The organism is Paenibacillus puerhi (genome assembly GCF_009846885.1).
GTDB lineage: Bacteria > Bacillota > Bacilli > Paenibacillales > NBRC-103111 > Paenibacillus_G > Paenibacillus_G puerhi.
Window position 1 is genome coordinate 1 of record NZ_WUWM01000028.1, and the last position, 25,672, is coordinate 25,672.

Below are 25,672 nucleotides of genomic sequence, written 5' to 3' on the forward strand. Positions count from 1 at the left end.
TTTCCATAAGTTTTATGTGATTCGTTCTCATGTCGCTGCTTTCATGAAACGGATCAATAAATCGCCTCTTGAAGTCATAGACCGTCTGCTTGTTCAGGTATGAAGTTTTTCAGTTCAATCTATATAAATGAAGGAATTACGAGTGAATCAACCGCATCGGCGTCTCTCTTATTCCATACCTTCCCTTGTTCGGCTGGTAGATGATTTCGAATCCGGTAATGGCCTCCAGGTCGTTCAGATGAATCCACAGCTTCATCCCTTTCTTGATCAAGGGATGGCCCAGCCGCCTATCGATGCCGTCGCTGGTGACGATCCCCTTTCCTGTTTCCAGTATCCAACGTTTGTCCCCGTAGTGCAGGCTGACCTGTCCGCTATCATTCCGGATGACGACGCCTCCCAGCTCGGCAAACGTATCTCGCAGCGGCACATAATCGGCAGCTTTATAAGGATCGACGGCCTGCCGCACGATCGTGTTATGAAGCGTCTGAGGCGTAATGCCGGGACTTCCCGCATTGATGCGAGGGATCAGCATTTCATTATCCGCCCGGGTAGCTACCTCGGGAACGACCGTGAAGCCGTATTCCATACCGGCCTTCCGTATCCCTTCAATGGCCATCTGATTGAAGCTTCCGAACGGATACGCATAAGCGTTGACCGTCCTGCCCGTCACCCGGCCAAGGCGATCGGCGCACACCTTCGTATCGTTTTCGATTCGGCCGCGGTACTCTTCTTCCGACTCGCTCCGGCCTTCTTCCGAGAGCCGTGTGGTCAGGAACGGCGCGTTGCCGTCGTGCTTCCGGTGAAGCCGATTGGAATGGCACTCGATATCGATCCCAGACGCCGACATCCGGGCAACATCCTCTTCATTGAGCGAAGGAAGCTTGCTGCTGAACGGTCCGTCCAGATCCTGCGTGATCACGAAGTTGACAGCGGGAATATGCAGGGTCTGCATAACCGGCAGAGCCTGCTCGGCGATACTTTTATAGCTGTCGTCGAAGGTGACCAGCACCGCATTGCTTGGCACGCCTTCTCCTTTCATATACCTCTGGAAAGCCGGCATGTCGATAAAGTGATAGCCTTTGTGCTGCAAATATTCCAATTGATCGCGGAACGCCTGAGGGGTAATCGTCACCGTGCTGGTGTCGGTCTCGCTGATATGATGATAAAGCAGAACGGCAACCTGATTTTCATAGTAAACTTCATCCGACTGGGCGATGGAGGACATGGCCACCAGCAAACCGCCCATAGCGAAGACCGCTGATTGCTTAAAGAAGGAGAGCCATTTCAAATGTCAACACCTCTTGGTAGTTTAATTAATGGGATCCTATTAAATGATAGCGAAACGGACATTTTTTGCAAACGGGGAAAAAGTTAAAAAAAACCAAATTTTATGAATGTCCAGCCTACGGCTCTTCTTTCCGCCCTCTTCCTACCTCTTTATGACCCGACCGCGCATGAAAAAGACCACCCCAGTCACACCCGGGCATGGCCTTCTCCACTCCTTCGCTTACCCATTCAAAAAAACTTCTTCGCCCCTTGCTCCGCCTTCAAAATTTCTACAGCTTCCCGAAAGCGGAGCGAATGGATGATCTCCCTCTCCCGCAGAAACTTTAATCCGTCCTGGAGATCGACATCGTCCGTCAAATCGATCAGCCACTGATAGGTGGCCCGCGCCTTCTCTTCCGCCGCTATATCCTCATACAAATCCGCTATCGGATCGCCCTTCGCCTGAATATAAGTCGCAGTCCAGGGAGCCCCGCTCGCATTTTGATAGAACAACGCTTTATCGTGATTGGCGTAGTAATCGCCCATACCCGCTGCCTTCAGCTGCTCGACCGTCGCGTCTTTTGTTAGTTTATACACCATGGTTGCAATCATTTCCAGATGGGCAAACTCCTCCGTCCCTATATCCGTCAGCAGCCCGATGACCTTGTCCGGGATCGTATACCTCTGATTCAAGTACCGCAGCGCCGCGGCCAATTCCCCGTCGGCTCCGCCGTACTGCTCTATCAAATATTTCGCCATACGCACATCGCATTTCCCGACCTTCACCGGGTATTGAAGCTTTTTCTCATATACCCACATGCCGATTCTCCCTTCTATTGATCATCGTGTGCGGGCCGGCCATCATACCTGCCATGGCCAGGGAGCTTCCTTCCACTGCCAGGGGGCCTTGGAGAAGCTGTATCCGAAGCTGGTCAAGGGGCCAAATTCATTCTGAAATTCTTGGGCAATCTGCATGCGATGCTGAACGAACCGATTGTACTGCTCTAAGGCCTGTATATCGTCGGGGTGGGTGTCCAGATACAACGTAAGCTCCACAATAACGAAATCGATCGCCTGGAGCTCCTTCAGCTTGGTATAGTAATGCTCAGGAACCGTATGGGACATGGGCTCTCCTCCTCCAGGCAACCTATTTTCTCGGTCCGTACGGACTGTACAGCGCGGGCCACAGCGTGCCGTGCTTCAAAGCTTCCATGGGAGAAAATTGCGGCAGATTGGGCGGTTGAAACCCGATAAATAGCTGAGGGGGAGTGCTGTAAGTCTTCACCCGCATGGGCGGACATGGGTCAAAGGGACTGACGTAGGGATGCCATACTCGAACTTGTTCCATGAACCGTTCCTCCTTTACTTAGGATTGGCTACCATTATTTATACAGGGCTCAGCTTGACCGTATGCGTATAAAATTTTTCTCTCAGTCCGGCGAGAAGCGGCTGCATGCCGGACAAAATGAAAAAAGGCCGTCTGCCGACGGCCCTTGCGCGCTAATGAATATCCTTTTTGCGGAATCTTCCGCCCTTCACATCGTGAATATTGCCTACAGCCAGGAAAGCGGACCGGTCCATCTCCTCGACAATGGACTTCAGCTTCGCCTCCTCAAGCCGGTTGATCACGCAGAAGATCACGAGCTTATTGCCTCCCGAGAAGGCGCCCTCTCCCTGAAGGAAGGTCACCCCGCGACCAAGACGATGGATGATGGCATCGCCGATCTCACGGCTGTTCTCGCTTATAATCCAGACCGACTTGGATTCGTCAAAGCCTTCGATCGTAATATCGATCATCTTGTAAGCGATATAGTAGGCGATCAGCGAGTACATCGCATGATCCCAGCCAAATACGAACCCTGCGCTGCTCAAAATGAACAGATTGAAAAACATAACGATCTCGCCTACGGAAAACGGCGATTTTTTACTGAATAAGATCGCCATGATCTCCGTGCCGTCCAAGGAGCCTCCGGAGCGGATAACCATACCTACCCCAACCCCCAGGATGACTCCGCCGAATACGGCCGCAAGCAAGGGGTCGGCTGTAAAGGCCTTGACCGGATGCAGGATAGACGTGCCGATCGACATGATCAAGACCGCGAACAACGTGGAGAACGCGAAGGTCTTGCCAATTTGCTTATAGCCGATAAAGAAAAATGGAATATTGAATAAGATCAGAAAAACGCCGATGGGCAGATGGGATAGATGCGAGGCAATAATCGAAATACCGACAATTCCGCCATCAATAATATTATTAGGTACGAGGAAAATTTCCAGTCCGACCGAGACAAGCGCAGCCCCGATGAACATGAGGACTGCGCGCCGAACCAGTTTGGCGGGCGACAGCTTGGTATGCTGCTTGACACTAGCTAGATTCCCTTGCAACTGCTTGTTCCCCCCTTTGTATACGTTCGTCATTAGCCGTCAAGCTTGAACTCGATCTTTAACAGGCCCACACGCCGCAAAGCGTGGTAGATAATAATCAGGACCGGCCCGAGAAACAATCCTACGACGCCGATCGCCTGAAACCCGACGTACATGCTGACCAGCGCTGCCAGCGCGTTGATGCCGACCGCATCTCCGATGATTTTCGGCTCAACGATTCGACGGAAAATAAGAATAACCAGATATAGGACAATCAGGCCGATCGCGAGCTGAACGTTCCCTACCAGTATGCTGTAGATGGCCCATGGCAGAAGAACGGCGCTTACTCCCAGCACGGGGAGAATATCCACCAAAATAATAACCAGCGCCACGGCCAGCGGATAATCCACTCGCAGCAGCAATAATCCGACCAGGGTTACGATATAAGTGAGCAGGCTGATCAAGGCCTGGGCGAAGATGAAGCCGATTATCGCTCTGCGCAAATCAAGAAGAACGGTGCTCATCTTGGACTTGGAGGCGGCGTCGAAGAGGTTCAGAAACGATTGATGGAGCTTGGGCAGGCTGAGCGAGATCAGATACAGCGCAATGATAAAGACCACGAAAAAGATGAACAGATTGGGAATCGTTTTGGCGAAGCCGATCAGATACCCGGTAATGCCCGATATGATGCTGTTCAAATTACTGGTGAGTCCCGCCAGGCCATCCTCCATCCACTTCAGCACATCCGCAGCCATGGCCGGCGGCAGCTTATCGAAGAAAAATTGCGTTTTGATCGCCGTATCCTCAATAAAGCTCTGCGCTTCGTTGAAGTAGCCGGGAACGTTCTTAAGTAACTGGACAAGCTCCGATATCATTTTAAATCCCGCGAGGTAAATAAATCCCAGCACCAATCCGGTGAATATGGTGCATGCCGTTACAGCGGCCGCCGCCCTGCCGAATCTAGCATACCGGATAAGCGCCTGAACCACAGGTTCGAGCAGGATCGCAACCAGCATAGCCAGCAGAAATGGAAAGCCAATCGTAAATAATCCGTAGAGCAGCAGCGCACCGATCACGCATAAGAGCACCGTTCGTAAAGACATGTTCGGCCAAGCCCCTCCTCCATCTCAGGTATTACTGCTCCTGACTTTCTCCCTCCTCCTGAACCGGATCCTGGATTTGCTGAATCGTCAAGCGGAGCACGCGCAGCCGGTCAACCTCCGTAATTTCGAAGACGAACTGCTCGTGGGCGAGCCGTTTGCCCTTGGATACAGAACCCTCCAGCTGCTTGAACAGCCATCCCCCGATCGAATCCACTTCCTCATCCTCGATCCCAAGACCCAGCATATCGTTAAGATCCTCGAGCAGCACACGGCCGTCTATGGAATAAACATCGCCGATCTTCTCGATCTCCGGACGTTCGGTCACGTCGAATTCGTCATGAATTTCGCCGACAATTTCCTCCAGAATATCTTCTGCCGTAACTAATCCGGCCGTTCCTCCGTACTCATCGATCACAATCGCAAGCTGAGACCGCTTTCTCTGCATAAGACGAAGCACCTGGCTGATCTCCATGGATTCGGGCACCATCAGCACCGGACGGACGAACCGCTTCAGATCGGGCTCAGCACCCTTGTAGGTCAAGATGTCGGTAATATGGACGAATCCGATAATCTCATCTTTATCATGAGTAGCCACCGGATATCGGGTATGCTTGGTTTCGTAGACGATATTCAAGTTTTCCTGGAAGGGCTGCTCCGTGAAGAGGCAATCCATGTCGGTACGAGGGAGCATGATCTCACGGGCAACCCGTTCTGAAAATTCGAAAATATTATCGAAGAGTACCATTTCGTCCTTGTCGATATGACCGCTGCGCGCGCTTTCGTCCATCAGGATGCGAATCTCTTCTTCCGTATGCGCCGCTTCATGCTCCGTTGCCGGGTGGATGCCCACCAGCCGGATCAGGCGGTTGGCCGCGCCGTTGAGCAGCCAGATCAAGGGAAAGAAGATCTTGTAGAACAACATAAGCGGAGCGGACAGCCATAGCGACGTCATCTCCGACTTCTGGATCGCGAGCGATTTGGGAGCCAGTTCCCCAAGGACGATATGAAGAAAGGTAATGACTCCAAACCCAATTGCAATGGCGAGCGCATCGGCATACCAGGCATGTCCAAGCCCCATAAGATCGAACAGGGGCTCCACGATCAGATGCGAGATCGCAGGCTCTCCGACCCAGCCGAGTCCGAGAGAAGCCAGTGTAATGCCGAGCTGTGTAGAGGACAGATAAGCATCCAGCTTCTTAGTGACGGCCAGCGCATAGCGTGCCTTGCCGTTCCCCTCGCTTTCCAGCTGCTGCAAGCGTGTCTGCCTGACTTTAACCAAGGCAAACTCCGCTGCCACAAAAAATCCGTTAAGCAGTACTAAAAATACGACAAGAACGAGATTTAACGCGATGGAGCCGAAATCAAAGGCTGCTAGTCCTGTGCTGTAGCTTTCTATACTACCGTCCAATGCACTACTACTGTCCAATGCGATTCAAACTCCTTTGCTTCTGGTATGGTTTTCATGCGGAACTTTCAGTCAGATAACCGCACGGCGCTTTGTAAAATCGACACCCTTGTAGTACGTATCCGCAACAAGCAGGTTGGGGCCGCAGCACGCGGCAGCCGGACAGTAACATCCGACGGTGGCGTACAGCGGATGCAGCTGCCAACGGGCGAATACTTGCTCCAAACGGTCATAAAGCGCATTACCCAAAGAAGGAACATCTGAAAAATCGGTCACGAACACGTCGCCCGTGAACATATTCACATTCAACCGGTTTCGGCCGTCAGGATCGTTGCGAACCGTCACTTGGGGCTCCTGACGCAGACGGGAGACGATGTCCCGGTCTTCCTCCAGCGCACTGCAGGCATAGAACGGCAGCGTGCCGAACAGCATCCATAAGTTTTTATCCCGGCTATCGAGCAGGCTATGGATCGCCTTGCGGGTCTGCTCCAGTGTCAATACCGGGAGATTCGAGGCGAAAGCGCTCGGATACATCGGGTGCACCTCATGCCGGACACAGCCCATCTGAGCGATCAGTTGATGAATGCCGGCCAGCTTCTCATGCGTACGGAAATTAATCATCGATTCGGCTGACACAAACAGTCCGCCCTCGGACAGCGCACGGGCATTCTCAAGCATCCGCTCATACATCCTGGCGGCTGCCTCACGGCTGGCCGGGCGTTCGGATCGAGCGAAGCCAACCTGATAGAAGTCCTCTTCGTTCAAATAATTAAACGAAATATGCATAACGTCCAGAAAAGGCGCAATCTCTTCGTATCGAGCTAGATCAAGGGTCAAATTCGAATTGATCTGCGACCTGATACCGCGTTCCCTCGCATATTTCAATAGGGGAACGATGTACTCGCGAACCGTTTTCGTATGGAAGCTGGGCTCGCCGCCCGTAATACTGATCGTCTCCAACTGCTCGACTTCATCCAGGCGACGCAGTATGTTCGCCAAAGGAAGCCGCGTGCCTTCCGTCAGCGTCAACGACTCGCCGACCGCGCAATGCTCGCAGCGCATGTTGCAAAGATTCGTTATTGTCAGCTCCACGCTCGTCAATCGGTGTTCCCCGTACTGACGATAAGCCGGCAGCGGATCCCAGGGATCGTAGAGCGGCGATATCTTGGGCAGAAACGCGGGAGGTAACGAGAATGATTCGGACATGATAGTAAGACACCTGACTCTTCTGTAGGATAGTAAAACCTCTTAACATACGTATAATCTTATTGTAGCGCAATCATGCGGAAAAGAAAACCGGAGACGCCAAAAGCCCCCTCCCGGCAGGGAGCGGGCTTTTCCATATGCCTCGCCTTAAGAAGCGATCATCTCATCATTTACGCCGACTATCATGACGCTGAGCGATTTGGACAAATCAATCTCACGGCTGCCATCCAGCTCTTGCCCCGCTTCGTCTTGGAGAATGCGGACGATCGGACGCTGAGGCACCGTAGCATTCAGATCCACGACGACCCCCTTCTCACCTGTGCTGAGGGTAACCGTGATCCCGATCGGATAAATCGCAATCTTGTCCCGGAACAGCTCGATCTTTTCTTTATCATACAAGGAGCCGGTCCCCGTAAATAAGATTTCCATCGCTTGGTGGGGCAGCATCGCCTTCCGGTAAACGCGGTGCGTCGTCATCGCGTCATAAGAGTCCACCAGGCCAATCCATCGCGCATACTCATGGATCTCTCCCCCCTTCAACCCGCGGGGATATCCGCTTCCATCCAATCTCTCATGATGCTGAAACGCGCAATGCGCCGCGAGCAAAGGGATGTTCGGCTCGTCCTTAAGAAATTGAAAGCCGAATGACGTATGATGCTTGATATGTGAAAATTCATCATCCGTCAGCCGATCTCTTTTGCGCAGCAGCTCGAGCGGGATTTGTGTCTTGCCCACATCATGAAGAAGAGCTCCGAGGCCGAGCGTCATCAGCTCATCCCTGCTGTAGCCATGGGCCAACCCGAGCATGGTCGTGTAGATGCATACGTTTAAGGAGTGATGAAACAAGTAATCGTCCATCGCATTGATATTCGTAAGCATGATCATGGCATCCTTATGGTCGCTCAGATCGTCCATGATCATATCCATCAGCCCGCGGAACGCTTTGCCCACCTGCAGCTGTCCGGCTGCCTTGCGCCTGAGCTGGCCCTCCGCAATCTTGCGAAACGAATCTCTGATCTCGGTGACCGCGCGGACTCGCGTTTCTTCGGACAATAAGTCGCGGATGACCAGGTCATTCGTACGCGGATCATCGATATAGGCAAAGTCGATACCGTGGCCTTCCAGCCGGCGGATAATGCCTTGCGTCAGCTCGACCTGCTCACCGAGCAGAATCAAGCCTTCGGAATTATAGATTTTCTTGCCGAGCCTCATCCCGGGCTCCACCATGCTGAGCGGCAGCAGACGCATACCGGTTCCCCATCTCTTCCTAAAGAAAAATTTAGAAAATGTTTTTATCATAAATAGCGTATCGGATTCGCAATAAAAGAGCAATAACTTTTTTTGCAAGATCCGACATCGCCTTGCATGTTTTTTGGCAGAAAAAAAACAAGCCGGCGGCTTGCTTTCTTCTGCCAAATGTCAGTCCACGCGCTTGATCCAGCGTCTCTCTCCGCTCTCCTTCAGGGCCAGAGGATCGCGCAGCTCCTGCTTCAGCACATCCCGGATAAACTCCGGCAAGTAAAATTCGGCCTCCGTTCCTTGACCGATGGATAAATATCCGATGCCAAACGTAAACATATCGATACTTGCCACCGTATAGCGGCGCTGAGGCTGCAAGAGGCTTTCGCCTATACGTACAGACACAATTCGGGCATACGGCTCCGCTTGGGGATCGTATTCGACCGTCATCCCGTCGACGGCCAGCGATCCCAGGACTTTCCCCCGAAAGCCGAAGCCGAATATCGGCTTATCCTGATATTCCGGCAGCAGCGATTCTTCCAGTGCCCTAACAATTTGCTCGCCGGTCAGCTGCAGCCGGCACGGATTGATCGGCGAAGGGCATAAATCCAGCAAGTCGCCTGCAGATATGGGCCCCGGGGATAACGCGCCGAGCAATTGTCCCGAATTGACGATCGCAAGCTCTGCGCCTACCCACCGCTTCAGACCCGACGCCAGCAAATTGCCGAGCTCAGACTCTCCATGCCAATCGATCTGCAGGTTGCGGTCGAGGTAAGCTACCTCCTTGGCGAGCTTTTCCCGCGCCAATCGCGAATATCCTTCCAGCAAAGCTTCCACTTGCGGATCTCCTGCTAAGCCTTCGGTCTCTATAACCCCGCCCCGTGCCAGCACGACGCCTTGTCCGCCCGGCTCCACCTCCAGATCGAGATAGCCGACATACTGGCCAAACTTTCCGGTCGCACCGAGCACGGTGTTTCCTAAGACTAAGGGTTCGGCGAACAGATGGTGGCTATGTCCGCCCAGGATCACATCAAGTTCCGGGAACGCCTCGGCCAATCTCTCGTCGCTGCGCAGACCCAGATGGGACATCAGGACGAGAATGTCGGCTTGAGGGCGCAGCTGGCGTACCGCTTCGCCGATGATCGGGAAAGGATCCCTAACGTCCCATCCGAGCAGCCGATAAAACTCGGAGAACGCGGCGGTAGCTCCGATCAATCCGATCCGCAAGCCATCCCTTTCGACAAGCTGCCAAGCCTTGGCCCACTCGGGGATAAGACCGGTCGAGGTCTCGAACATATTGCCAAGCACAACGGCGAACTCGGCGTGCTCGGCGTACAAGCTTCGCAATACGTCCGGCGTGTAGGTCAGTCCTTCATTATTCCCGAGGGTAACCGCATCGTAGCCGGTCGCATTCAGAACGGCCACATTGACAAGTCCGTCCGTTCCTTCCGTCTCCGGACGCATGCGGTCGATATGGTCTCCGATATCCAGGGTCAGCGTATGGCTGTCCCCTGCTTCTTCACGAAGCTCCCGGATAATTCGGGCTATTTTGCCCATTCGATCGACATGGCTATGAATATCATTCGTATGGATGATACGAAGCTTTTTTCGTTGTTCGGTAGAAGAGCTCATGGTCAGGTACGGCGCGACAGGAGCAGCTGCTCCGGCTCTATCGTATTCAGGAAGCCGTATGTCGCCGTCTCCCCCAGAACGGGATCGTAGGCAATCCGCAGACGGATAACGCTTTTCACATTCAGGCACTCGCTGCTGCCGTTCGGTACGTACAGCCTTATCGGATATCCCTTGCTTAGCGGCTGTCCATCTTCCTGCTCGAACACGATGAAGGCATCCCTGAGCTCGTGCCAGGGGATGGTCGCCTGAAACTCATCGGAGGCCCACACTTGCAGATGCGTAGGCTGATGCCCTCCCTCCCCCTTCTTCCCGGCGCTCCAGGTCTCATACCAATGCCGCCAATCGATGGCGTTGCCTGTCGCTCCTTCCATCCGGCTCCCTGCTGCAAACGGCTCGCCGGAAACCCCGGCCAGCTCGCCAGCCGAGGCAAAAGCTGCACTTCCCTTCCAATCATCGACCACATTGATCATTGCCGAAATGCCTCCGCTTCTAAATGGCTTCTATAACTAGCTTCTTTTGGGCTGCCAGATCAAACACACATGGGCTTACCTGCCATTATATCACTTTTACATGCGGATATGGTATGCTGGACAAGGATACGATCCCGCGAAACAAAGAAAATTATGAAGCTACGGAGTGAAAGGTCATGAAGCTGAATATCCTGCTGTTCGCCGGACTGGCGGAGCTTTGGGGCACCCGCCTCCTGCAGCTCGATCTCGATCAAGGTCATGTTGCCGGGACATTGACAGCGTCGGAGCTGAAGGCCATCCTGAGCCGGCAATACCCCGACGCAGCCGGCGCCATCGCCAATGCCTATATGGCGATCAATCAACAATATGCGGACGATCACGCCCTTATCCGGGAGAACGACGAGATTGCTCTGATCCCGCCGGTTTCCGGAGGAGAGCCGGTCATGGTCGAGCTCACGCACGAAACGATCATCCCCGATCAGGTGACAAGCAAGGTGCTGCACCCGAATCATGGCGCAGCCCTTACGTTCACCGGCACGACAAGGGAATGGACGCAGGGCAAACGAACCGTCCTGCTTGAATATGAGGCCTATGAGCCTATGGCTCTGCGCACCCTGAAGCAAATTACAGAGGAAATAGCAGCGCGCTGGCCGGGCTGCTTATGTGCGGTTACCCATCGCTTGGGCGAAGTGGCTATCGGCGAGATCAGCGTCGTGATCGCTGTCTCGGCCCCCCACCGAAGCGATGTGTATGAAGCGAGCCGTTATGCCATAGAACGATTGAAACAGATAGTCCCCATCTGGAAGAAGGAACGCTGGGCGGACGGCTCCGAATGGAAAGGCCATCAGCAAGGACCGTGGAATCCGCTGGCTTCCCCTTCCTCATCGGACGAGGGAGGGTATTCGCTATGAATTCTACCGATAACTTACTGCCGCCGCTGCCTGGCATAGACCGGGAGCGTTACTCGCGGCAAATGCTGTTTGCACCGATCGGCGAAGAGGGACAAGCCCGGCTGCTGAAGTCGCGCATCGCGATCGTCGGCATGGGTGCGCTCGGCACCGTGCTGGCCAATCATATGGTGCGGGCCGGAGTTGGCTTCGTCCGCATCATCGACCGGGATTTCGTCGAGCGCAGCAATCTTCAGCGCCAGATGCTCTATGACGAGCAGGATGCGGATTCCTCCTCGCCGAAGGCCGAGGCCGGGGCGGCCAGGCTGCGTGCGGCGAACTCAGGGATCGTGATCGAACCCGTCGTAGCCGATCTGAACCGAATCAATGCCGAGGAGCTGCTGACCGGCGTGGACCTGATTCTCGACGGCACCGATAACTTCGCCGTCCGTTTCCTCATCAATGACGTAAGCGTCAAACATCGCATACCTTGGATCTACGGCGGGGCTGTAAGCTCCCGGGGCGTCTCCCTTACCGTGCTGCCCGGTGAAACCCCCTGCCTTCGCTGCATGTTCGGGCAGCCTCCCGGTCAAGGCACGACAGAAACCTGCGATACGGCCGGCGTCATAGGGCCGCTTGTGCATATGGTGGCTTCCCATCAGGCTACGGAAGCGCTCAAGCTTCTAGTCGGAGCCCGCGAAAACCTTAATCGAAAAATGATTCATTGGGACATCTGGTACAATCAATTCGCCGGCATCGATGTCAGCCAAGCCCGAAAAACGGATTGTCCCTGCTGCGGACTTCATACCTTCGATTATTTGGAAGCCTATGTCGAGGAAGATACGATCCAATCGTTGTGCGGACGCAACTCCGTTCAGATCCAGCCCAGCAGCCCGCTTCAGCTGACTTTGTCCGATTGGGAACAAAGACTTGCTCCTATCGGACGAGTGGAGCGCAATCCGTTTTTATTGAAACTGTACATCGATGAAAACGATCTGACACTGGTCCTATTCCCGGATGGCCGTCTTATCGTACAAGGCACGGATGATCCCGTCGTCGCTAAAAGCTTGTACAGCCGCTACATAGGTATGTAGACAGGCCTTCACTTTAGGCGCTAAGACCCTTGTCAAGAGTGAAAAATGCACATGAATCAAGTATATCTAAAGTAAATTTTAGCATTTATCCGACATAAACCGATTATCATAGACAAATTTTGCTGGTACAATGGAAGAGCTAGCTTAGCTGCGCGAAATAGTAAGATTTCGTAAAACGCCGAGGTGACTCTTTTTGCGGATACCGATTAATCGAATTAAGATTGGCGATCGTCTAGGCTCCGATATTTTCAACCACTCCGGTTTGCTGGTCTTGTCCGCCTCTACCGTCTTATCGGAAGACGACATCTTCAAACTGTCGCTTCACCGGATAGAAGAGGTCGACATCAAGACCGAAGAGGCTCCGCCTGCCATTGTCGAAGAGGACGCCGGGGAGGGCCGTAGGAAGGAGAATCCTCCTTCTAGCCTATCTGCGGATCGCTATAAACTTATGGCGCAGGCCGTTTATGAAGAAGCCGTGTCCGGGATCCAAGACCTCTTCGAGCATGCAGCCAAGGAAGGCTATGTTTCTCTCGAACAGATCGATGAAGGCTTCGATCCGCTTGTGGAGCAGGTTCAAGAGGAGAAGGATGTTGTCTCGCTTCTGCTGGTACTGAACAACAAGGACGATTATACGTATCAGCACAGCGTTCAGGTCGGTATGATCTCGTACTACATTGCCAAGTGGATGGGACAATCGGAGGACGAGGCCAAGCTCGCAGGCAAAGCAGGATATTTACACGATATCGGCAAAAGCGTCGCCGACCCGAAAATTCTGACGAAGCCCGGACGGCTGAGCAAGGAAGAATTTGATCATATCAAGAAGCACACGGTTCACGGCTATGACTTATTGAAGAAATCAGGCCTTCCCGAAAGTATCTGTTTGGCGGCCTTGCAGCATCACGAACGTATGGACGGGTCTGGCTACCCGCTTGGGCTGAAGGATAAGGATATTCATCCCTTAGCCAAGATCATCGCCGTCGCCGATGTCTATAGCGCGATGATCTCGACAAGGGTATACCAGAAGAAGCGCGACCTGCTGTCCGTACTTCGTGAGATTCACCGCTGCAGCTTCGGTGAGCTGGAGCCTCATATCACCCATGCTTTTATTAAGCATATGGTACCCAACTTCATAGGGAAACAGCTGCAGCTAAGCACAGGAGAGGTCGGAAAAATCGTCATGACTCATCCGACTGACTTTTTCCGGCCCCTTGTTAATTTTGATGGCGTTTTCATTGATTTGTCACAGCGTCAGGAACTGGGTGTCGAGCATATTTTCGTCTAAACTTATCGCTAGTTGAAAGTGCCGCGTCCTTGTGACTGCGGCACTTTTGACTTCAAGCCGTCCGTCCTAATCGGCCAAACGTATAGCTTTCAAATAAGTTTGCTTCCAATAAGCTTTATTGATGCTTGTGATCTGCACGCCATCTTTAGGCTTGGGCGACGAATGAATCATACGCTGGTCGCCCATATAAATGCCGACATGGCCGACCACCTTGTTGCTTTTGAAGCGTCCAGGCACGTAGAAGAACATAAGATCGCCCTTGCGCAGCGACTTTCGGTTTACCGTCGTCCCCTTAGCAGCCTGTGAACGGGCTGTGCGGGGCAGGCTGATTCCGTATTTACCATACATATACCGGGTAAAGGTTGAGCAATCGAACCTGCCCGATTGGGGGTATGGATCTGCGCCAAAATCGTATTTGACCCCGATATAACGCTTAGCCTGTTCGATGAGCGTATTTTGATTGATATTTTTTAATACCGGTACAGCCACGCTGCCTCCCCACGTCTCTTCCGCCTTCAGGGCTTGGAGGAATGTAGGGGCCGTTTCCTTACTCCCCTTATAAGGGTCATTCGGGTCGTCCGCAAAATCCAATTCGCCGCCCGAGCTCGCTTCATCCGGTCCGTCGATCGATCCCGCTACGGCGACGCCTGACCCGTTAACAATCATCTTCTTTCCTTGCAGCTGGTAGCTGATCTCATCGGACAAGAGAAAAGCGAAGGCGGATACCGGAATCAGCAACTGCGAATTATGCAGGATGGGAGCCTGGGCCAGTTCGACGCTCTGATCGGCACGCTCGGCTTTAAGGCTGCCTGGCCTTAGCTCATAGGCCGCATCATTATCGCCGAACATAAACTTGCCTGCGGCTTCATTCCATTTAAAGCGAAAACCTACGATCGTTGCAAACTCGGAGCCTACGACATAGTCAATGCCGTTCAGGGTTTGGATCGGAACGGTAGCTTGCTCCGAGCTGCCCTGTATCCGAATCGTCCCCCCATTGCCGACGGCCGTCGTCCTTCCATTCCATTCCTCGCTAAGCTTCCTGTCCGCATTCTGATGCTCCTTGCGGGGAATGCTTAGCTGATTAGCTTGCTTCTGCTCTTTGGACAACTGACCGCAGCCCGAAGCAAACATCACACTTAGCGCCAATACGATTCCAGTTAATTGCTTGCTGTAACGCTTCATCCACACCGTCTCCTGTCTGTACTCATATATAGGCTTTAGTTCTAGCATGAGACAGGAAGAATGCAGGTATGCATAGCTCCCCTTGGAAACAAAAAAACACACCTGCTCCGCATAAAATCGGAACAAGTGTGTTGGTAAGCCTTCACTCAGTCGTAGCTAAGTCGCTGCGTGATCAATTAATTCCCAGGTCTGAAGGCCACTTTCCATACCAGCTGTATCCTACTCTTCTTTCTTGTTCAATGTCGCTAAGTTTGTATTTAACTACCCCGTCACGTCCTACAAATATGGGTTTATTCGTCCCAATTTCATTAAAACGCGCCCAGATCGGGGTCGTTACACTAGGATCATTTACAACGATGACATCATCACTTGTTTTCACTATTTTGATCCCCGTAAGTTTCACTGCTTTAAACCATTGTTCAGCCGCTTTAATAGAAGCAGTGATTGGTGCCGTGGCAGGTCTGGATTTGAGGAACTTTACAATTCCTACGCTCTCGGCTGAACATAGAGAAGGAACTTCATACGCTCTTCCCCCTGCAGGCTTTAATGTCACCTCGTCATGCTGTTGCCCCCAGACTGTTAACACTCCATTCGCAACAACCTGTGTTTTTAATATATTGTCTATGCCTTTGGTAACTGCAGTTTTACATTTATCGGCTAAAGCGCTATCTATAAATGAAAAATCGCCTTTTTTGTTTGCAATTTCATCCAAGAGAATCATTACATTCACCATAGCACCGTCATTGAATGTAATACGGGTATGATATCCTGAGCTTTTATAAATTTGGGGCCACCCACCGTTAGCATATTGCATGTTTAACAAGAAATTGATCCCTTTTACTGCTGCTGCGGAATATTTGCTATCTTTTGTTCTCTGGTACTCGCTTGCTAATCTTCTTATTTCTGTATACGTAGCTTTGTTGTCAATAGTTGACTTGGCCCATTCTCCACTGGTTACGGTATAATCTTTTCTCCAACCTCCGTCTGGCTGTTGGTATTTTAGAATATCGGCGAAGCTTGCATTCACTCCGGAAGCATCTGCAGCGAAAACAGTCTTAGAAGGCTGTAGAAATACTCCAAATACAGCTAGGACAAAGGCTAAAGCTAGCATAAAAGATACATGTTTTACGTTTGATTGTGACATAAATTCACTCTCCTTCTTTTGTTTTAATTCTTATCAAGGATCGTCACTCAGTGAAGCACTACCTCCTTATCTTGTTTATCCCCTTGTAAACGCTTACGGGGTGAGATTATTTTATCACATGGGGATTGGAAAAAATTTTATTTAGTTGCCTGTTTTTATATAAATTTTGCTTTTATTGACGAGTTCTCCTGTATTCCGCTGGCGTACAGTTAAACTTGCGCTTGAATATCCGGTAGAAGAAGTTGATATTTTCATAGCCGACCTGGTTGGCAATTGTCTGCACGCTCACTTCCGAATTTCTGAGCAGGATACAGGCCTGACTGAGCCGAATCTGGTGAATCAGGTCCATGAAAGTGCTCCCTGTAATCTTTTTGAGGATCTTGCCTAGGTAGTTGGCGTTAAAATTGAAATGCCGGGCCGTCGCTTCTAGGGTCGCGGTCTTATAGTTTTCCTGCAGAAAGTGGATAATGTCGGTAAACTTTGTATTTTTCAAAGCTGAATAGTTCTTCTCATTCACATCGCCCTTGTACATGCGGAGCATCTCTGCAAATAGAATGACCATATAGGAGTTGATAATCTCGTCCGAGCACGGTTGTTTATCAAAGTACTCGCACAGGATAGCGTTCATGATGCGGCTGATTTTATCGTTGTCGCCGGAATGGATGATGATATAGTCGTTAGAATGCTTGTTTTCATAGATCGCTTGGGTCAGAAAGCTTGAGAAGATGTCATTTCCGGAGAGCCGGCTCAGAAAGGCCCAATCAAAATAGCTTTTCCGCATGAGGCAGTTTATGATGATATCATCTTTACCTGTATCCTCTATGGAATGGAAGGTGTTCATATCAAGGATACAAAGCTCGCCTTTTTTCATCGACACTTTGTTGTTGTTTATCGTTTGGCGGCATTCGCCGGAATAGATGTAGATCAGTTCAATGAAAGAATGGCGGTGACTGTTCACCGGGCTAAACCGCGTGTGCACCGAAAAGCTAATATCTTGCCCAGGAGGAATGAATAGGGCCTCATCGAGAAAATCGGAGTGAAGTCCAAAATATTCCTGCTGAATAGCCTCTTTGTCATCCAGCTTGTCGCAATCCTCTAGTCGCCTCTCTACGGGGGTATATGTACGCAGGAATACGTCCAACTCCAGCTCTGTCATCCGACACACCTCACTTAAAGTATCATCCCTAGCTAATTATACCGAATTTTGATCATGTAGCGTAAGGGAGTTAGTCACAAATGGTCATGGTATACCTCTTCAATCGTCATATATAATTTCTCCAAAACCCTGTAATATAGCTTTTAATATCACGGAAATGAGGGATACCATGTTACTTGCAGGGCAAATCACCGTAGATTATTTGGTCAATCCGATCGGTCTGACCAAACCGCCGCAATTCGGATGGATCGTTGAAAGCGATAAATCGAATGTCATGCAAAAAACGTATCGCTTGCAAATTTCTTGCCAACCCGACTTTCAAAGCCTTGTTTTTGACAGCGGCGTCATTGTTAGCGATCAATCCGCCCATGTCGAGGCAGAAGGCTTGAAGCTGGCTTCTTCCACCCGCTATTATTTGAGAGTGCAAATTACAGACGGATCAGAAGAAAGCGATTGGAGTCAGACGGCCTTCTTCACGACGGCTCTACGGAGCCAAGAGGAGTGGAAGGGTCAATTTGTGTCTGCAGAATCCAAAGCAGATGCGGCCAATTCCAAGGGCACCTACCTACGCCGTCAGTTTCGTGCGAAGTCAGATATCGTCTCGGCTGTCGTCTATTCCACTGCATTAGGACTGTATAAACTCTATATCAACGGCATCAAAGTCAGCGAGGATGAGCTTGCGCCCGGCTGGACCTCCTACAGCAAGCATTTGCTCTACCAGACATATGAAGTGACTTCATTGGTGCAAAGCGGAGAGAATGCCATCGGGACCATGCTCGGGGCCGGCTGGTACAAGGGATTAATGGGATTTGCGGGTCTGAGAAACCATTATGGGGACCAGACGGCTTTCTTGTGTCAGTTAGAGATTACTTATGCAGACGGCTCCAAGGATATTGTAGTCACGGATCAAGCCTGGAAGGGGACGGATTCTCCCGTCATCTTCTCTGAAATTTATGATGGGGAAGTGTATGACGCCAGACTGGAACAAGAAGGCTGGAATACCCCGGGCTATGACGATACCGCTTGGAAACCCGTGGAAATCGTGGAATATGATAAATCGGTGCTGACAGCGCAGGCAGGCTGCAAGGTGAAGGAGCTTGATCGCATCCCGGCCAAAGAACTGATCATCACTCCGCAGGGAGACACGGTCATTAATTTCGGTCAAAATCTGACCGGCTGGGTTCACTTTAAAGTGAACGGACAAGCCGGCGAGCGCGTTGTTCTAAATCACTTTGAGGTTCTCGATGCTGAAGGCAATGTTTATCTGGACAATATCAGAAAAGCCAAGCAAACGGTCTGCTACACACTGAAGGGCGGGACAGAGGAAGCCTTTCATCCGAATTTCACCTTCCAGGGCTTCCAATATATCAAAGTCGCCGAGTACCCTGGCGAGATCAAGCTGGACCATTTTGAAGCGGTCGCGGTTCATTCGGATATGCAGCCTACGGGAACCTTTGAATGCTCCAATCCGGACATCAATCAACTGCAGCACAATATTCTCTGGGGAATGAAAGGCAACTTTGTCGACATTCCGACAGATTGCCCGCAGCGGGATGAACGCCTGGGTTGGACGGGAGACGCTCAAATATTTGGCAGGACGGCAAGCTACCTGATGAACACATACACCTTCTTCAGAAAGTGGCTGAAGGATGTGAGTGCGGATCAAACACCTGAAGGAGGCGTTCCTCATGTCGTTCCGGATATCGTGTCAGGCAAAGCCGATGATGACTGGCTGCTTGGTCAGGGGAGCCATTCATCCGCAGCCTGGGCAGACGTGGCAGTCATTATGCCCTGGACCTTATATCTTACATTCGGGGATACCCGAATACTGAAAGAGCAATATGACAGCATGAAGGCCTGGATCGAATTCATGCAGCAGAATAGCGAGGACGGAATTTGGAATTATAAGCTTCAATTTGGCGATTGGGTCGCGCTGGATGCGAAGGAAGGAAGTTATTTCGGAGCCACACCCAATGATTTGGTAGCTACAGCCTATTACGCCTATTCGACAGAGCTATTTTCCAAGATAGCTAAGATATTAGGGAGAGAGCAGGACTATAACACCTATTCGCAACTGTACCGTGAGGTTGTCGAAACCTTTCAAAACGAATTTTTCACACCTACCGGACGAATGGCCGCCAGAACACAAACGGCGCACATTATTGCGCTTTACTTTAACCTGGTACCGGATAAATTCAGGGCTAGAACCATCCGAACGCTGCTGGAGCTTCTGAGGGAGAACGACGGACACCTGGTCACCGGGTTTGTCGGTACACCGTATTTTTGCCATGCCCTGAGTCAAAACGGCCACTTGAAGGAAGCGTATGAGCTTCTTCTGAAGGATGATTTCCCTTCATGGCTGTATCAGGTGAAGGCTGGAGCGACGACCATCTGGGAGCACTGGGACGGCATCAAGCCGGATGGAACGATGTGGAGCCCCGACATGAATTCCTTTAATCATTATGCGTACGGCGCCATCGGAGAATGGCTGTATCGCGTAGTAGCGGGAATTGAGGCGGATGAGCAACAACCCGGTTATAAACATACGATCATCCAGCCGCATATTGGCGGCGGCTTGGACTATGTCCGTGCCAACTACTCCAGCATCTATGGCGATATCTCCTCTTCCTGGAAGATCGAAGATTCCATGGTTCATGTCGAGGTTGAAATTCCGCACAACACTACAGCCACCATTATTTTGGACCAAGTGCAATCCGTTGCCGCGGTTCAGAATCAGTATGAATTAAATGAACACCGGCTGACCGCACAGGTTGGATCTGGGAAACACGGCTTTTCGTATTTAAGAGTGGAAGACTGAGGAGTGACATCATTCTCATGCCGTACTACTGCTGGAATCCGTATCGGCACGTTGCAGATTCTATATAATAAAAACCCCGTTACAACTTCCATTGTAACGGGGTTTTTAGCGTTTAACCGATGGATCCTTCCATTTCGAACTTGATCAACCGGTTCATTTCCACGGCATACTCCATCGGCAGTTCCTTGGTAAACGGCTCGATAAAGCCCATGACGATCATCTGCGTAGCTTCCGCTTCCGTCAGACCACGGCTCATCAGGTAGAACAGTTGGTCTTCGGAAACCTTGGATACCGTCGCTTCGTGCTCCAGCGTGATGTTGTCGTTCATGATCTCGTTGTACGGGATCGTGTCGGACGTGGACTGATTATCCATGATCAGGGTATCGCATTTGATGTTGGCTTTGGAGCCCTCGGAGTTCCGTCCGAACGAAGCAAGGCCGCGATAGGTAACTTTGCCGCCATGCTTGCTGATCGACTTGGATACGATCGTAGAAGTCGTATCCGGCGCCAGATGCGTCATTTTCGCGCCCGCATCCTGGTGCTGTCCTTTGCCTGCAACGGCGATGGACAAGACCATCCCTTTCGCGCCGCGGCCCTTCAACACAACTGCCGGATATTTCATCGTCAGCTTGGAGCCGATGTTGCCGTCCACCCACTCCATCGTGGCGTTCTCCTCGGCAACCGCACGCTTGGTAACGAGGTTGTAGATGTTCGGAGCCCAGTTCTGAATCGTCGTATAACGCACGCGGGAGTCCTTGAGACAAATAATCTCGACGACCGCGCTATGCAGCGAGTTCGTGCTATATACCGGGGCCGTGCAGCCTTCCACGTAGTGGACGAAGCTGCCTTCGTCGGCAATGATCAGGGTACGCTCGAATTGACCCATGTTTTCCGAGTTGATCCGGAAGTACGCTTGCAGCGGGATTTCGACCTTCACACCCTTCGGCACATAGATGAAGCTGCCTCCGGACCATACGGCGCTGTTCAGCGCAGCGAACTTGTTGTCGCTAGGCGGAATGATCGTACCGAAAAACTTCCGGAAAATTTCGGGATGCTCTTTAAGAGCCGTGTCCGTGTCCATGAACAGCACGCCTTGATCTTCCAGATCCTTCTGCATGCTGTGGTAAACGACCTCAGACTCATACTGCGCGGATACGCCCGCGAGGAATTTTTGTTCCGCTTCCGGAATTCCCAGCTTATCGAACGTTTCCTTGATCTCGGTCGGCACCTCTTCCCAAGTCTTGCCCTGCTTCTCGGATGGCTTGACATAGTACTGGATATCGTCGAAATCCAGATCGTCCATGTTGCCTCCCCATTTCGGCATCGGCATCTTCAGGAATTGATCCAGCGACTTCAGACGGAAGTCAAGCATCCATTCCGGCTCGCCCTTCATCCGCGAAATCTCGGTCACGATTTCCCGCGTCAGCCCTTTTCCGCTCTGGAAGATATTCTTGTGCTCGTCGCGAAAGCCATACTTGTACTCTTCCATCTCCGGCATTTTCTTAGCCATGTTTGTCGCGCCTCCTTTTTCTTCCTAACATTCATTACCCGGTTATTGCTTAGCCTGCTCAATTCCTTTGCGCAGCGCATTCCAGGCAAGCGTAGCGCACTTGATCCGTGCGGGGAATTTGTTAACGCCGGACAGAGCCTCCAGGTCTTCATAATCGAATTCCACGGGCTCCCCCTTCATCAGCGATGAGAACGAATCGGCCATGTCGAGCGCCTCTGCCAGTGTTTTCCCTTTTACGGCATCCGTCATCATCGAAGCGGAGGAGAGGGATATGGAGCAGCCCTCGCCGGTAAACTTGGCCGCCTTCACTTTGCCGTCCTCCACCTGCATCTGCAGCTGGATTTTGTCGCCGCAGGTCGGGTTGTTCAGATCGATACTGACCGATTCTCCCTCAAAGCTCCCGCGGTTTCGGGGATTTTTATAATGATCCATGATGACTCTGCGGTATAAATCATCCAATTGCATGACCGAAGTACTCCTTTGCTTTGATAAGGGAAGCGATCAACCGGTCAACATCGTCTTCGTTGTTGTACAGATAAAAGCTTGCTCGAGCCGTCGCCGTTACATTCAGCCAACGCATCAGCGGCTGGCAGCAATGATGCCCAGCACGAACGGCTACACCCTCCGAGTCGAGTACGGTGGCCACATCATGAGGATGAACGTCATCCAGGTTGAACGTCACGAGGCCTACCCGATTCGTCTGGGGACCATACACGGTCAATCCATCGATCTGCTTCATACGGTCCAGCGCATAGGAGGTCAGCTTCTTCTCATGCTGCTCGATGGCATCCAGACCGATGCTTTCCAGAAAGTCGATCGCAGCCCCGAGGCCGACCGCTCCTGCGATGATCGGCGTCCCCCCTTCGAATCTCCATGGGAGGTCCTTCCAGGTCGAGTCGTACAGACCGACGTGGTCAATCATCTCGCCGCCGAATTCGATCGGCTCCATGTTCTGGAGCAGCTCCTTCTTGCCGTACAAAGCCCCGATGCCGGTAGGAGCGCACATCTTATGGCCCGAGAAGGCATAGAAGTCGCAATCCAGCTCCTGCACGTCAACCTTCTTGTGCGGCGTGCTCTGCGCCCCGTCGACCAAAATCTTCGCTCCGTGCTTGTGGGCGATCGCCGAGATTTCTTTAACCGGATTCACGGTGCCGAGCACATTGGACGCGTAGACGATGGAGACGAATTTCGTTCGCTCCGTTATCGTTTTCTCTACATCCTCCAGCTTGATGGTGCCGTCAGGTTGAAGAGGCATATATTTCAGCACGGCGCCGGTCGCTTTCGCGACCTGCTGCCATGGAATGAGATTGCTGTGATGCTCCATCGGGGTGAGTACGATCTCGTCGCCTTGCCCGCAAACGGACCTGGCGTAGCTTGAGGCGACCAGATTGATAGCCGTCGTCGTTCCCCGCGTGAAGATGATTTCCTCCGTGGAGCGGGCGTTCAAGAACTGGCGAACCTTCTCGCGGGCGCCCTCGTAGGCGTCGGTCGCACGTGACCCGAGGGTGTGAACACCGCGGTGCACATTCGCATTGTCCTGCTCATAATACCTGGTAACGGCTTCGATAACGGAAACAGGCTTCTGAGAAGTTGCCGCCGAGTCCAGATAAACGAGCGGATGTCCGTTGATCTCTTGCTTCAGGATGGGGAACTGACTGCGGATATCGTTCGTATTCATTGTCCCAACTTCCTTTCGACGAGAAGCTGCAGCTGCGAGCGTACAAGCTCGAGCGGTATTTCGGCGACAACCGGATCCAGGAAGCCGTAAATGATAAGACGCTCCGCTTCCTCTCTGGTGATGCCGCGGCTCATCAGATAGTACACCTGCTCGGGATTAACCTGGCCGACGCTCGCTGCGTGACCGGCCGTTACATCGTCCTCGTCGATCAGCAGGATCGGGTTGGCGTCGCCGCGCGATTTCGGGCTGAGCATCAATACTTTTTCCGTCTGCTCGCCGTTCGCTTTCGTCGCTCCATGCTCGATCTTGGTGATGCCGTTGATGATCGCCGTAGCGGAGTCGCGCATGACCGCCCGCGTAATCATCTGGCTGTCCGAGCTTTTGCCGAAGTGTACCGCGCGCGTCGAGATGTTCAGCTTCTGCTCGCCGGTACCTACGCAGATGACCTTGGCATCGGAGGTAGAGCCGTTGCCCTTGAGAATAGACGTCGTATCCGATACGGCGTTGCCGTAATGCATCTCGCCCACGATCCACTCGATCGAGCCGTCGTTCTCCACAACCGCACGGCGGTAGGTAAGATCCGTGATGCTCTCGTTCAAGTCATGCACCGAGGCAAACGTCACTTTCGCACCCGGCTTTACGACAACTTCGACCGCGCCGTTCTGCACAAGGCCGTTCAGGCTGCCTTCGGATACGAAGTTCTCCACATAAGTAACCGATGCATGCTGCTCGGCTACGATCAGCACATGCGGAGAGAAGCTGGCTTCCCCGTCGTCAGTCAGGAAGAGCGCCTGAACCGGCACGTCGACTTGGACGTTCTTAGGCACGTACAGGAAGGCTCCGCCGCTCCAAAGAGCCGCATGCAGCGCTGTCAGACGATGTTCGTCCTTAGCGATTACCGTATGGAAATACTTGCGTACGAGCTCCTCGTGCTGAACAAGCGCGTCTTCCAGGCTGCAGAAGATAACGCCTTGCTGAGCAAGCGTATCCGACAGACTGCTGTACACGACGCCCGAATTGCGCTGTACGAGCAGATTGTCCGGGCTTCCCTCGCCCCCGCCAGTCAACAGCGTTCTGGCCGATTCGGGCAGCGCCTCCAGCGAGGTTACCTTCTCAGCTTGCTTATAACTACCGAAGGAACCCAGGTTCCAGCGGTCGATTCTTGTTTTTTCCAATACCGGCCAATCGAGTGTTTCGGCGAGCTCAAGCGCCTGTTCACGCAAAGAGGTGATCCATTCAGGTTCTTTCCGTGCTTTGGACTGCTCCACCAAGCTCACGCGGTCGATCGGAAGAGTTTGTGTGCTCATTCGTATTTTTCCTCCTGTCCCTCCCGGGGTAGCTGATTAATATTTTGGAGCGGTCGTGTTCATCGGAATCTTGAATTCCTCTTCCTCACTGCCGCCTACGGTTTCGTCGATAATGCCGAGTTCTTCCTTCACCCAGTCGTAGCCTTCGTTCTCCAGACGCTGAGCCAGCTCAGGACCGCCGGATTTGACGATGCGCCCTTGCATCATAACGTGGACAAAGTCCGGCTTGATGTAGTCGAGCAGGCGCTGGTAGTGCGTGATGATCAGGAAGCCGCGGTCTTCGGAGCGCATGGCGTTCACGCCGGCCGCAACGATCCGAAGGGCATCGATGTCGAGACCCGAGTCGATCTCATCGAGAATGACGATACGCGGATCGAGCATCAGCATTTGCAAAATTTCATTACGTTTCTTCTCGCCGCCGGAGAAGCCTTCGTTCAGGTAGCGGTGCATGAACTCAGGGTTCATTTCCAGTTCCTTCATCTTGCCTTCCATCAGTCGGATGAACTTGATCAGGGAAATTTCGCTGCCTTCCTCCCGGCGTGCGTTGATGGCGCTGCGAAGGAAGTCTGCGTTGGTGACGCCGGTAATTTCGCTCGGATACTGCATAGCCAGAAACATCCCGGCCCGCGCTCTTTCATCCGTAGCCATATCCAGTACATCTTCGCCGTCAAGCGTTACCGTACCGCCGGACACTTCAAATTTCGGATGGCCCATCAGCGTGGAAGCAAGCGTACTTTTACCGGTTCCGTTCGGACCCATGATCGCATGAACCTCGCCGCCCTTGATTTCCAAGCTAAGCCCCTTGAGAATTTCCTTGCCCTCGATCGATGCTTTCAAGCCCTCTATTTGAAAATGAGGAGAATTTGCCATAGCGTATTAGCCTCCGTGCTTCTTATATTTTTGGAATTGTTTTCTCTTAAGAATCATTC

Annotated in this window: 23 protein-coding genes; 4 read left to right on the forward strand and 19 right to left on the reverse strand. The window is 52.2% G+C overall.

All coding sequences use genetic code 11. From position 1 onward, the window contains the following. Positions 1-136: 136 nt before the first annotated feature. From GSF01_RS21995 to GSF01_RS22045, 11 genes are all read right to left on the reverse strand, one after another. Positions 137-1,288, reverse strand: a complete 1,152-nt coding sequence (locus GSF01_RS21995) for a polysaccharide deacetylase family protein (protein WP_159887450.1) — start codon at positions 1,286-1,288, stop codon at positions 137-139. A gap of 227 nt (positions 1,289-1,515) precedes the next feature. After that, entirely contained in the window at positions 1,516-2,085 is a 570-nt protein-coding gene (locus GSF01_RS22000; RefSeq protein WP_159887451.1) for a manganese catalase family protein, read from the reverse strand. 42 nt (positions 2,086-2,127) lie between these two features. Then, on the reverse strand, positions 2,128-2,391 hold the full coding sequence (locus GSF01_RS22005) for a spore coat protein CotJB (protein ID WP_159887452.1): 264 nt from the start codon (positions 2,389-2,391) through the stop codon (positions 2,128-2,130). Positions 2,392-2,413: 22 nt separating this feature from the next. Then, a complete protein-coding gene (locus GSF01_RS22010) occupies positions 2,414-2,614 on the reverse strand; it encodes a spore coat associated protein CotJA (protein WP_159887453.1) in 201 nt (66 codons plus the stop codon). Positions 2,615-2,766: 152 nt separating this feature from the next. Then, positions 2,767-3,576 (reverse strand): YitT family protein, encoded by an 810-nt coding sequence (locus GSF01_RS22015; RefSeq protein WP_235941677.1) that lies wholly within the window; start codon positions 3,574-3,576, stop codon positions 2,767-2,769. 107 nt (positions 3,577-3,683) lie between these two features. Then, on the reverse strand, positions 3,684-4,733 hold the full coding sequence (ytvI, locus tag GSF01_RS22020; RefSeq protein WP_159887455.1) for a sporulation integral membrane protein YtvI: 1,050 nt from the start codon (positions 4,731-4,733) through the stop codon (positions 3,684-3,686). Between the two features lie 31 nt (positions 4,734-4,764). Further along, positions 4,765-6,159, reverse strand: coding sequence for a hemolysin family protein (locus GSF01_RS22025; RefSeq protein ID WP_407945790.1), 1,395 nt, complete (start codon positions 6,157-6,159; stop codon positions 4,765-4,767). Between the two features lie 51 nt (positions 6,160-6,210). After that, positions 6,211-7,344: a radical SAM/CxCxxxxC motif protein YfkAB gene (gene yfkAB / locus GSF01_RS22030; RefSeq protein ID WP_159887456.1), complete on the reverse strand. Its 1,134-nt coding sequence runs from the start codon at positions 7,342-7,344 to the stop codon at positions 6,211-6,213. Positions 7,345-7,491: 147 nt separating this feature from the next. Beyond that, on the reverse strand, positions 7,492-8,592 hold the full coding sequence (locus GSF01_RS22035; RefSeq protein WP_159887457.1) for an HD-GYP domain-containing protein: 1,101 nt from the start codon (positions 8,590-8,592) through the stop codon (positions 7,492-7,494). A gap of 171 nt (positions 8,593-8,763) precedes the next feature. Further along, positions 8,764-10,215, reverse strand: coding sequence for a bifunctional metallophosphatase/5'-nucleotidase (locus GSF01_RS22040; protein WP_159887458.1), 1,452 nt, complete (start codon positions 10,213-10,215; stop codon positions 8,764-8,766). 2 nt (positions 10,216-10,217) lie between these two features. Next, the gene (locus tag GSF01_RS22045) at positions 10,218-10,685 is read right to left on the reverse strand and encodes a molybdopterin-binding protein (RefSeq protein ID WP_159887459.1); all 468 of its coding nucleotides are present in this window, start codon (positions 10,683-10,685) and stop codon (positions 10,218-10,220) included. A 176-nt stretch (positions 10,686-10,861) separates the two neighbouring features. Between GSF01_RS22045 and GSF01_RS22050 the strand changes: the two genes are divergently transcribed. From GSF01_RS22050 to GSF01_RS22060, 3 genes are all read left to right on the forward strand, one after another. After that, on the forward strand, positions 10,862-11,596 hold the full coding sequence (locus GSF01_RS22050) for a molybdenum cofactor biosynthesis protein MoaE (RefSeq protein ID WP_159887460.1): 735 nt from the start codon (positions 10,862-10,864) through the stop codon (positions 11,594-11,596). Continuing rightward, complete coding sequence (locus GSF01_RS22055) at positions 11,593-12,666, forward strand: ThiF family adenylyltransferase (protein WP_159887461.1); 1,074 nt, start codon at positions 11,593-11,595, stop codon at positions 12,664-12,666. Before GSF01_RS22050 ends, GSF01_RS22055 begins: the two co-directional genes overlap by 4 nt. 193 nt (positions 12,667-12,859) lie before the next feature. Further along, entirely contained in the window at positions 12,860-13,948 is a 1,089-nt protein-coding gene (locus tag GSF01_RS22060) for an HD-GYP domain-containing protein (protein ID WP_159887462.1), read from the forward strand. Positions 13,949-14,014: 66 nt separating this feature from the next. On the opposite strand, the gene GSF01_RS22065 is transcribed toward GSF01_RS22060, so the two are convergent. The 3 genes from GSF01_RS22065 to GSF01_RS22075 form a co-directional block, all read right to left on the reverse strand. Beyond that, positions 14,015-15,130: a C40 family peptidase gene (locus GSF01_RS22065; RefSeq protein ID WP_159887463.1), complete on the reverse strand. Its 1,116-nt coding sequence runs from the start codon at positions 15,128-15,130 to the stop codon at positions 14,015-14,017. A gap of 172 nt (positions 15,131-15,302) precedes the next feature. Then, positions 15,303-16,274: a pectate lyase gene (pelA, locus tag GSF01_RS22070; protein WP_159887464.1), complete on the reverse strand. Its 972-nt coding sequence runs from the start codon at positions 16,272-16,274 to the stop codon at positions 15,303-15,305. A gap of 172 nt (positions 16,275-16,446) precedes the next feature. Continuing rightward, positions 16,447-17,430 carry an AraC family transcriptional regulator gene (locus GSF01_RS22075; protein WP_159887465.1) on the reverse strand — a complete coding sequence of 328 codons (984 nt, stop codon included), beginning with the start codon at positions 17,428-17,430 and terminating at the stop codon, positions 16,447-16,449. Between the two features lie 169 nt (positions 17,431-17,599). On the opposite strand from GSF01_RS22075, the gene GSF01_RS22080 reads away from it, so the two are divergent. Next, entirely contained in the window at positions 17,600-20,248 is a 2,649-nt protein-coding gene (locus GSF01_RS22080) for an alpha-L-rhamnosidase (RefSeq protein WP_159887466.1), read from the forward strand. Positions 20,249-20,360: 112 nt separating this feature from the next. On the opposite strand, the gene sufB is transcribed toward GSF01_RS22080, so the two are convergent. Genes sufB through sufC form a run of 5 tightly spaced genes read right to left on the reverse strand, consistent with a single transcriptional unit; the run spans position 20,361 to position 25,613 of the window. Further along, positions 20,361-21,758, reverse strand: coding sequence for a Fe-S cluster assembly protein SufB (gene sufB / locus GSF01_RS22085; protein WP_159887467.1), 1,398 nt, complete (start codon positions 21,756-21,758; stop codon positions 20,361-20,363). A 42-nt stretch (positions 21,759-21,800) separates the two neighbouring features. Then, positions 21,801-22,223, reverse strand: coding sequence for a Fe-S cluster assembly sulfur transfer protein SufU (gene sufU / locus GSF01_RS22090; protein ID WP_159887468.1), 423 nt, complete (start codon positions 22,221-22,223; stop codon positions 21,801-21,803). Then, entirely contained in the window at positions 22,210-23,436 is a 1,227-nt protein-coding gene (locus GSF01_RS22095; RefSeq protein ID WP_159887469.1) for a cysteine desulfurase, read from the reverse strand. Before GSF01_RS22095 ends, sufU begins: the two co-directional genes overlap by 14 nt. Next, positions 23,433-24,743 (reverse strand): Fe-S cluster assembly protein SufD, encoded by a 1,311-nt coding sequence (gene sufD / locus GSF01_RS22100; protein WP_159887470.1) that lies wholly within the window; start codon positions 24,741-24,743, stop codon positions 23,433-23,435. Before sufD ends, GSF01_RS22095 begins: the two co-directional genes overlap by 4 nt. A gap of 36 nt (positions 24,744-24,779) precedes the next feature. Further along, the gene (gene sufC / locus GSF01_RS22105) at positions 24,780-25,613 is read right to left on the reverse strand and encodes a Fe-S cluster assembly ATPase SufC (protein WP_159887471.1); all 834 of its coding nucleotides are present in this window, start codon (positions 25,611-25,613) and stop codon (positions 24,780-24,782) included. Positions 25,614-25,672: the final 59 nt, after the last annotated feature.

Excerpts from the sequence above, each read along its gene's own strand:
- GSF01_RS22075 (WP_159887465.1), bottom strand. The coding sequence starts at position 17,430 with ATGACAGAGCTGGAGTTGGACGTATTCCTGCGTACATATACCCCCGTA.
- sufB (WP_159887467.1), bottom strand. The coding sequence starts at position 21,758 with ATGGCTAAGAAAATGCCGGAGATGGAAGAGTACAAGTATGGCTTTCGC.
- ytvI (WP_159887455.1), bottom strand. The coding sequence starts at position 4,733 with ATGTCTTTACGAACGGTGCTCTTATGCGTGATCGGTGCGCTGCTGCTC.
- GSF01_RS22045 (WP_159887459.1), bottom strand. The coding sequence starts at position 10,685 with ATGATCAATGTGGTCGATGATTGGAAGGGAAGTGCAGCTTTTGCCTCG.
- GSF01_RS22040 (WP_159887458.1), bottom strand. The coding sequence starts at position 10,215 with ATGAGCTCTTCTACCGAACAACGAAAAAAGCTTCGTATCATCCATACG.
- sufC (WP_159887471.1), bottom strand. The coding sequence starts at position 25,613 with ATGGCAAATTCTCCTCATTTTCAAATAGAGGGCTTGAAAGCATCGATC.
- GSF01_RS22055 (WP_159887461.1), top strand. The coding sequence starts at position 11,593 with ATGAATTCTACCGATAACTTACTGCCGCCGCTGCCTGGCATAGACCGG.
- GSF01_RS22080 (WP_159887466.1), top strand. The coding sequence starts at position 17,600 with ATGTTACTTGCAGGGCAAATCACCGTAGATTATTTGGTCAATCCGATC.
- yfkAB (WP_159887456.1), bottom strand. The coding sequence starts at position 7,344 with ATGTCCGAATCATTCTCGTTACCTCCCGCGTTTCTGCCCAAGATATCG.
- sufU (WP_159887468.1), bottom strand. The coding sequence starts at position 22,223 with ATGCAATTGGATGATTTATACCGCAGAGTCATCATGGATCATTATAAA.
- GSF01_RS22010 (WP_159887453.1), bottom strand. The coding sequence starts at position 2,614 with ATGGAACAAGTTCGAGTATGGCATCCCTACGTCAGTCCCTTTGACCCA.
- GSF01_RS22050 (WP_159887460.1), top strand. The coding sequence starts at position 10,862 with ATGAAGCTGAATATCCTGCTGTTCGCCGGACTGGCGGAGCTTTGGGGC.
- GSF01_RS22065 (WP_159887463.1), bottom strand. The coding sequence starts at position 15,130 with ATGAAGCGTTACAGCAAGCAATTAACTGGAATCGTATTGGCGCTAAGT.
- pelA (WP_159887464.1), bottom strand. The coding sequence starts at position 16,274 with ATGTCACAATCAAACGTAAAACATGTATCTTTTATGCTAGCTTTAGCC.
- GSF01_RS22015 (WP_235941677.1), bottom strand. The coding sequence starts at position 3,576 with ATGTTCATCGGGGCTGCGCTTGTCTCGGTCGGACTGGAAATTTTCCTC.
- sufD (WP_159887470.1), bottom strand. The coding sequence starts at position 24,743 with ATGAGCACACAAACTCTTCCGATCGACCGCGTGAGCTTGGTGGAGCAG.
- GSF01_RS22035 (WP_159887457.1), bottom strand. The coding sequence starts at position 8,592 with ATGCGTCTGCTGCCGCTCAGCATGGTGGAGCCCGGGATGAGGCTCGGC.
- GSF01_RS22095 (WP_159887469.1), bottom strand. The coding sequence starts at position 23,436 with ATGAATACGAACGATATCCGCAGTCAGTTCCCCATCCTGAAGCAAGAG.
- GSF01_RS22005 (WP_159887452.1), bottom strand. The coding sequence starts at position 2,391 with ATGTCCCATACGGTTCCTGAGCATTACTATACCAAGCTGAAGGAGCTC.
- GSF01_RS22000 (WP_159887451.1), bottom strand. The coding sequence starts at position 2,085 with ATGTGGGTATATGAGAAAAAGCTTCAATACCCGGTGAAGGTCGGGAAA.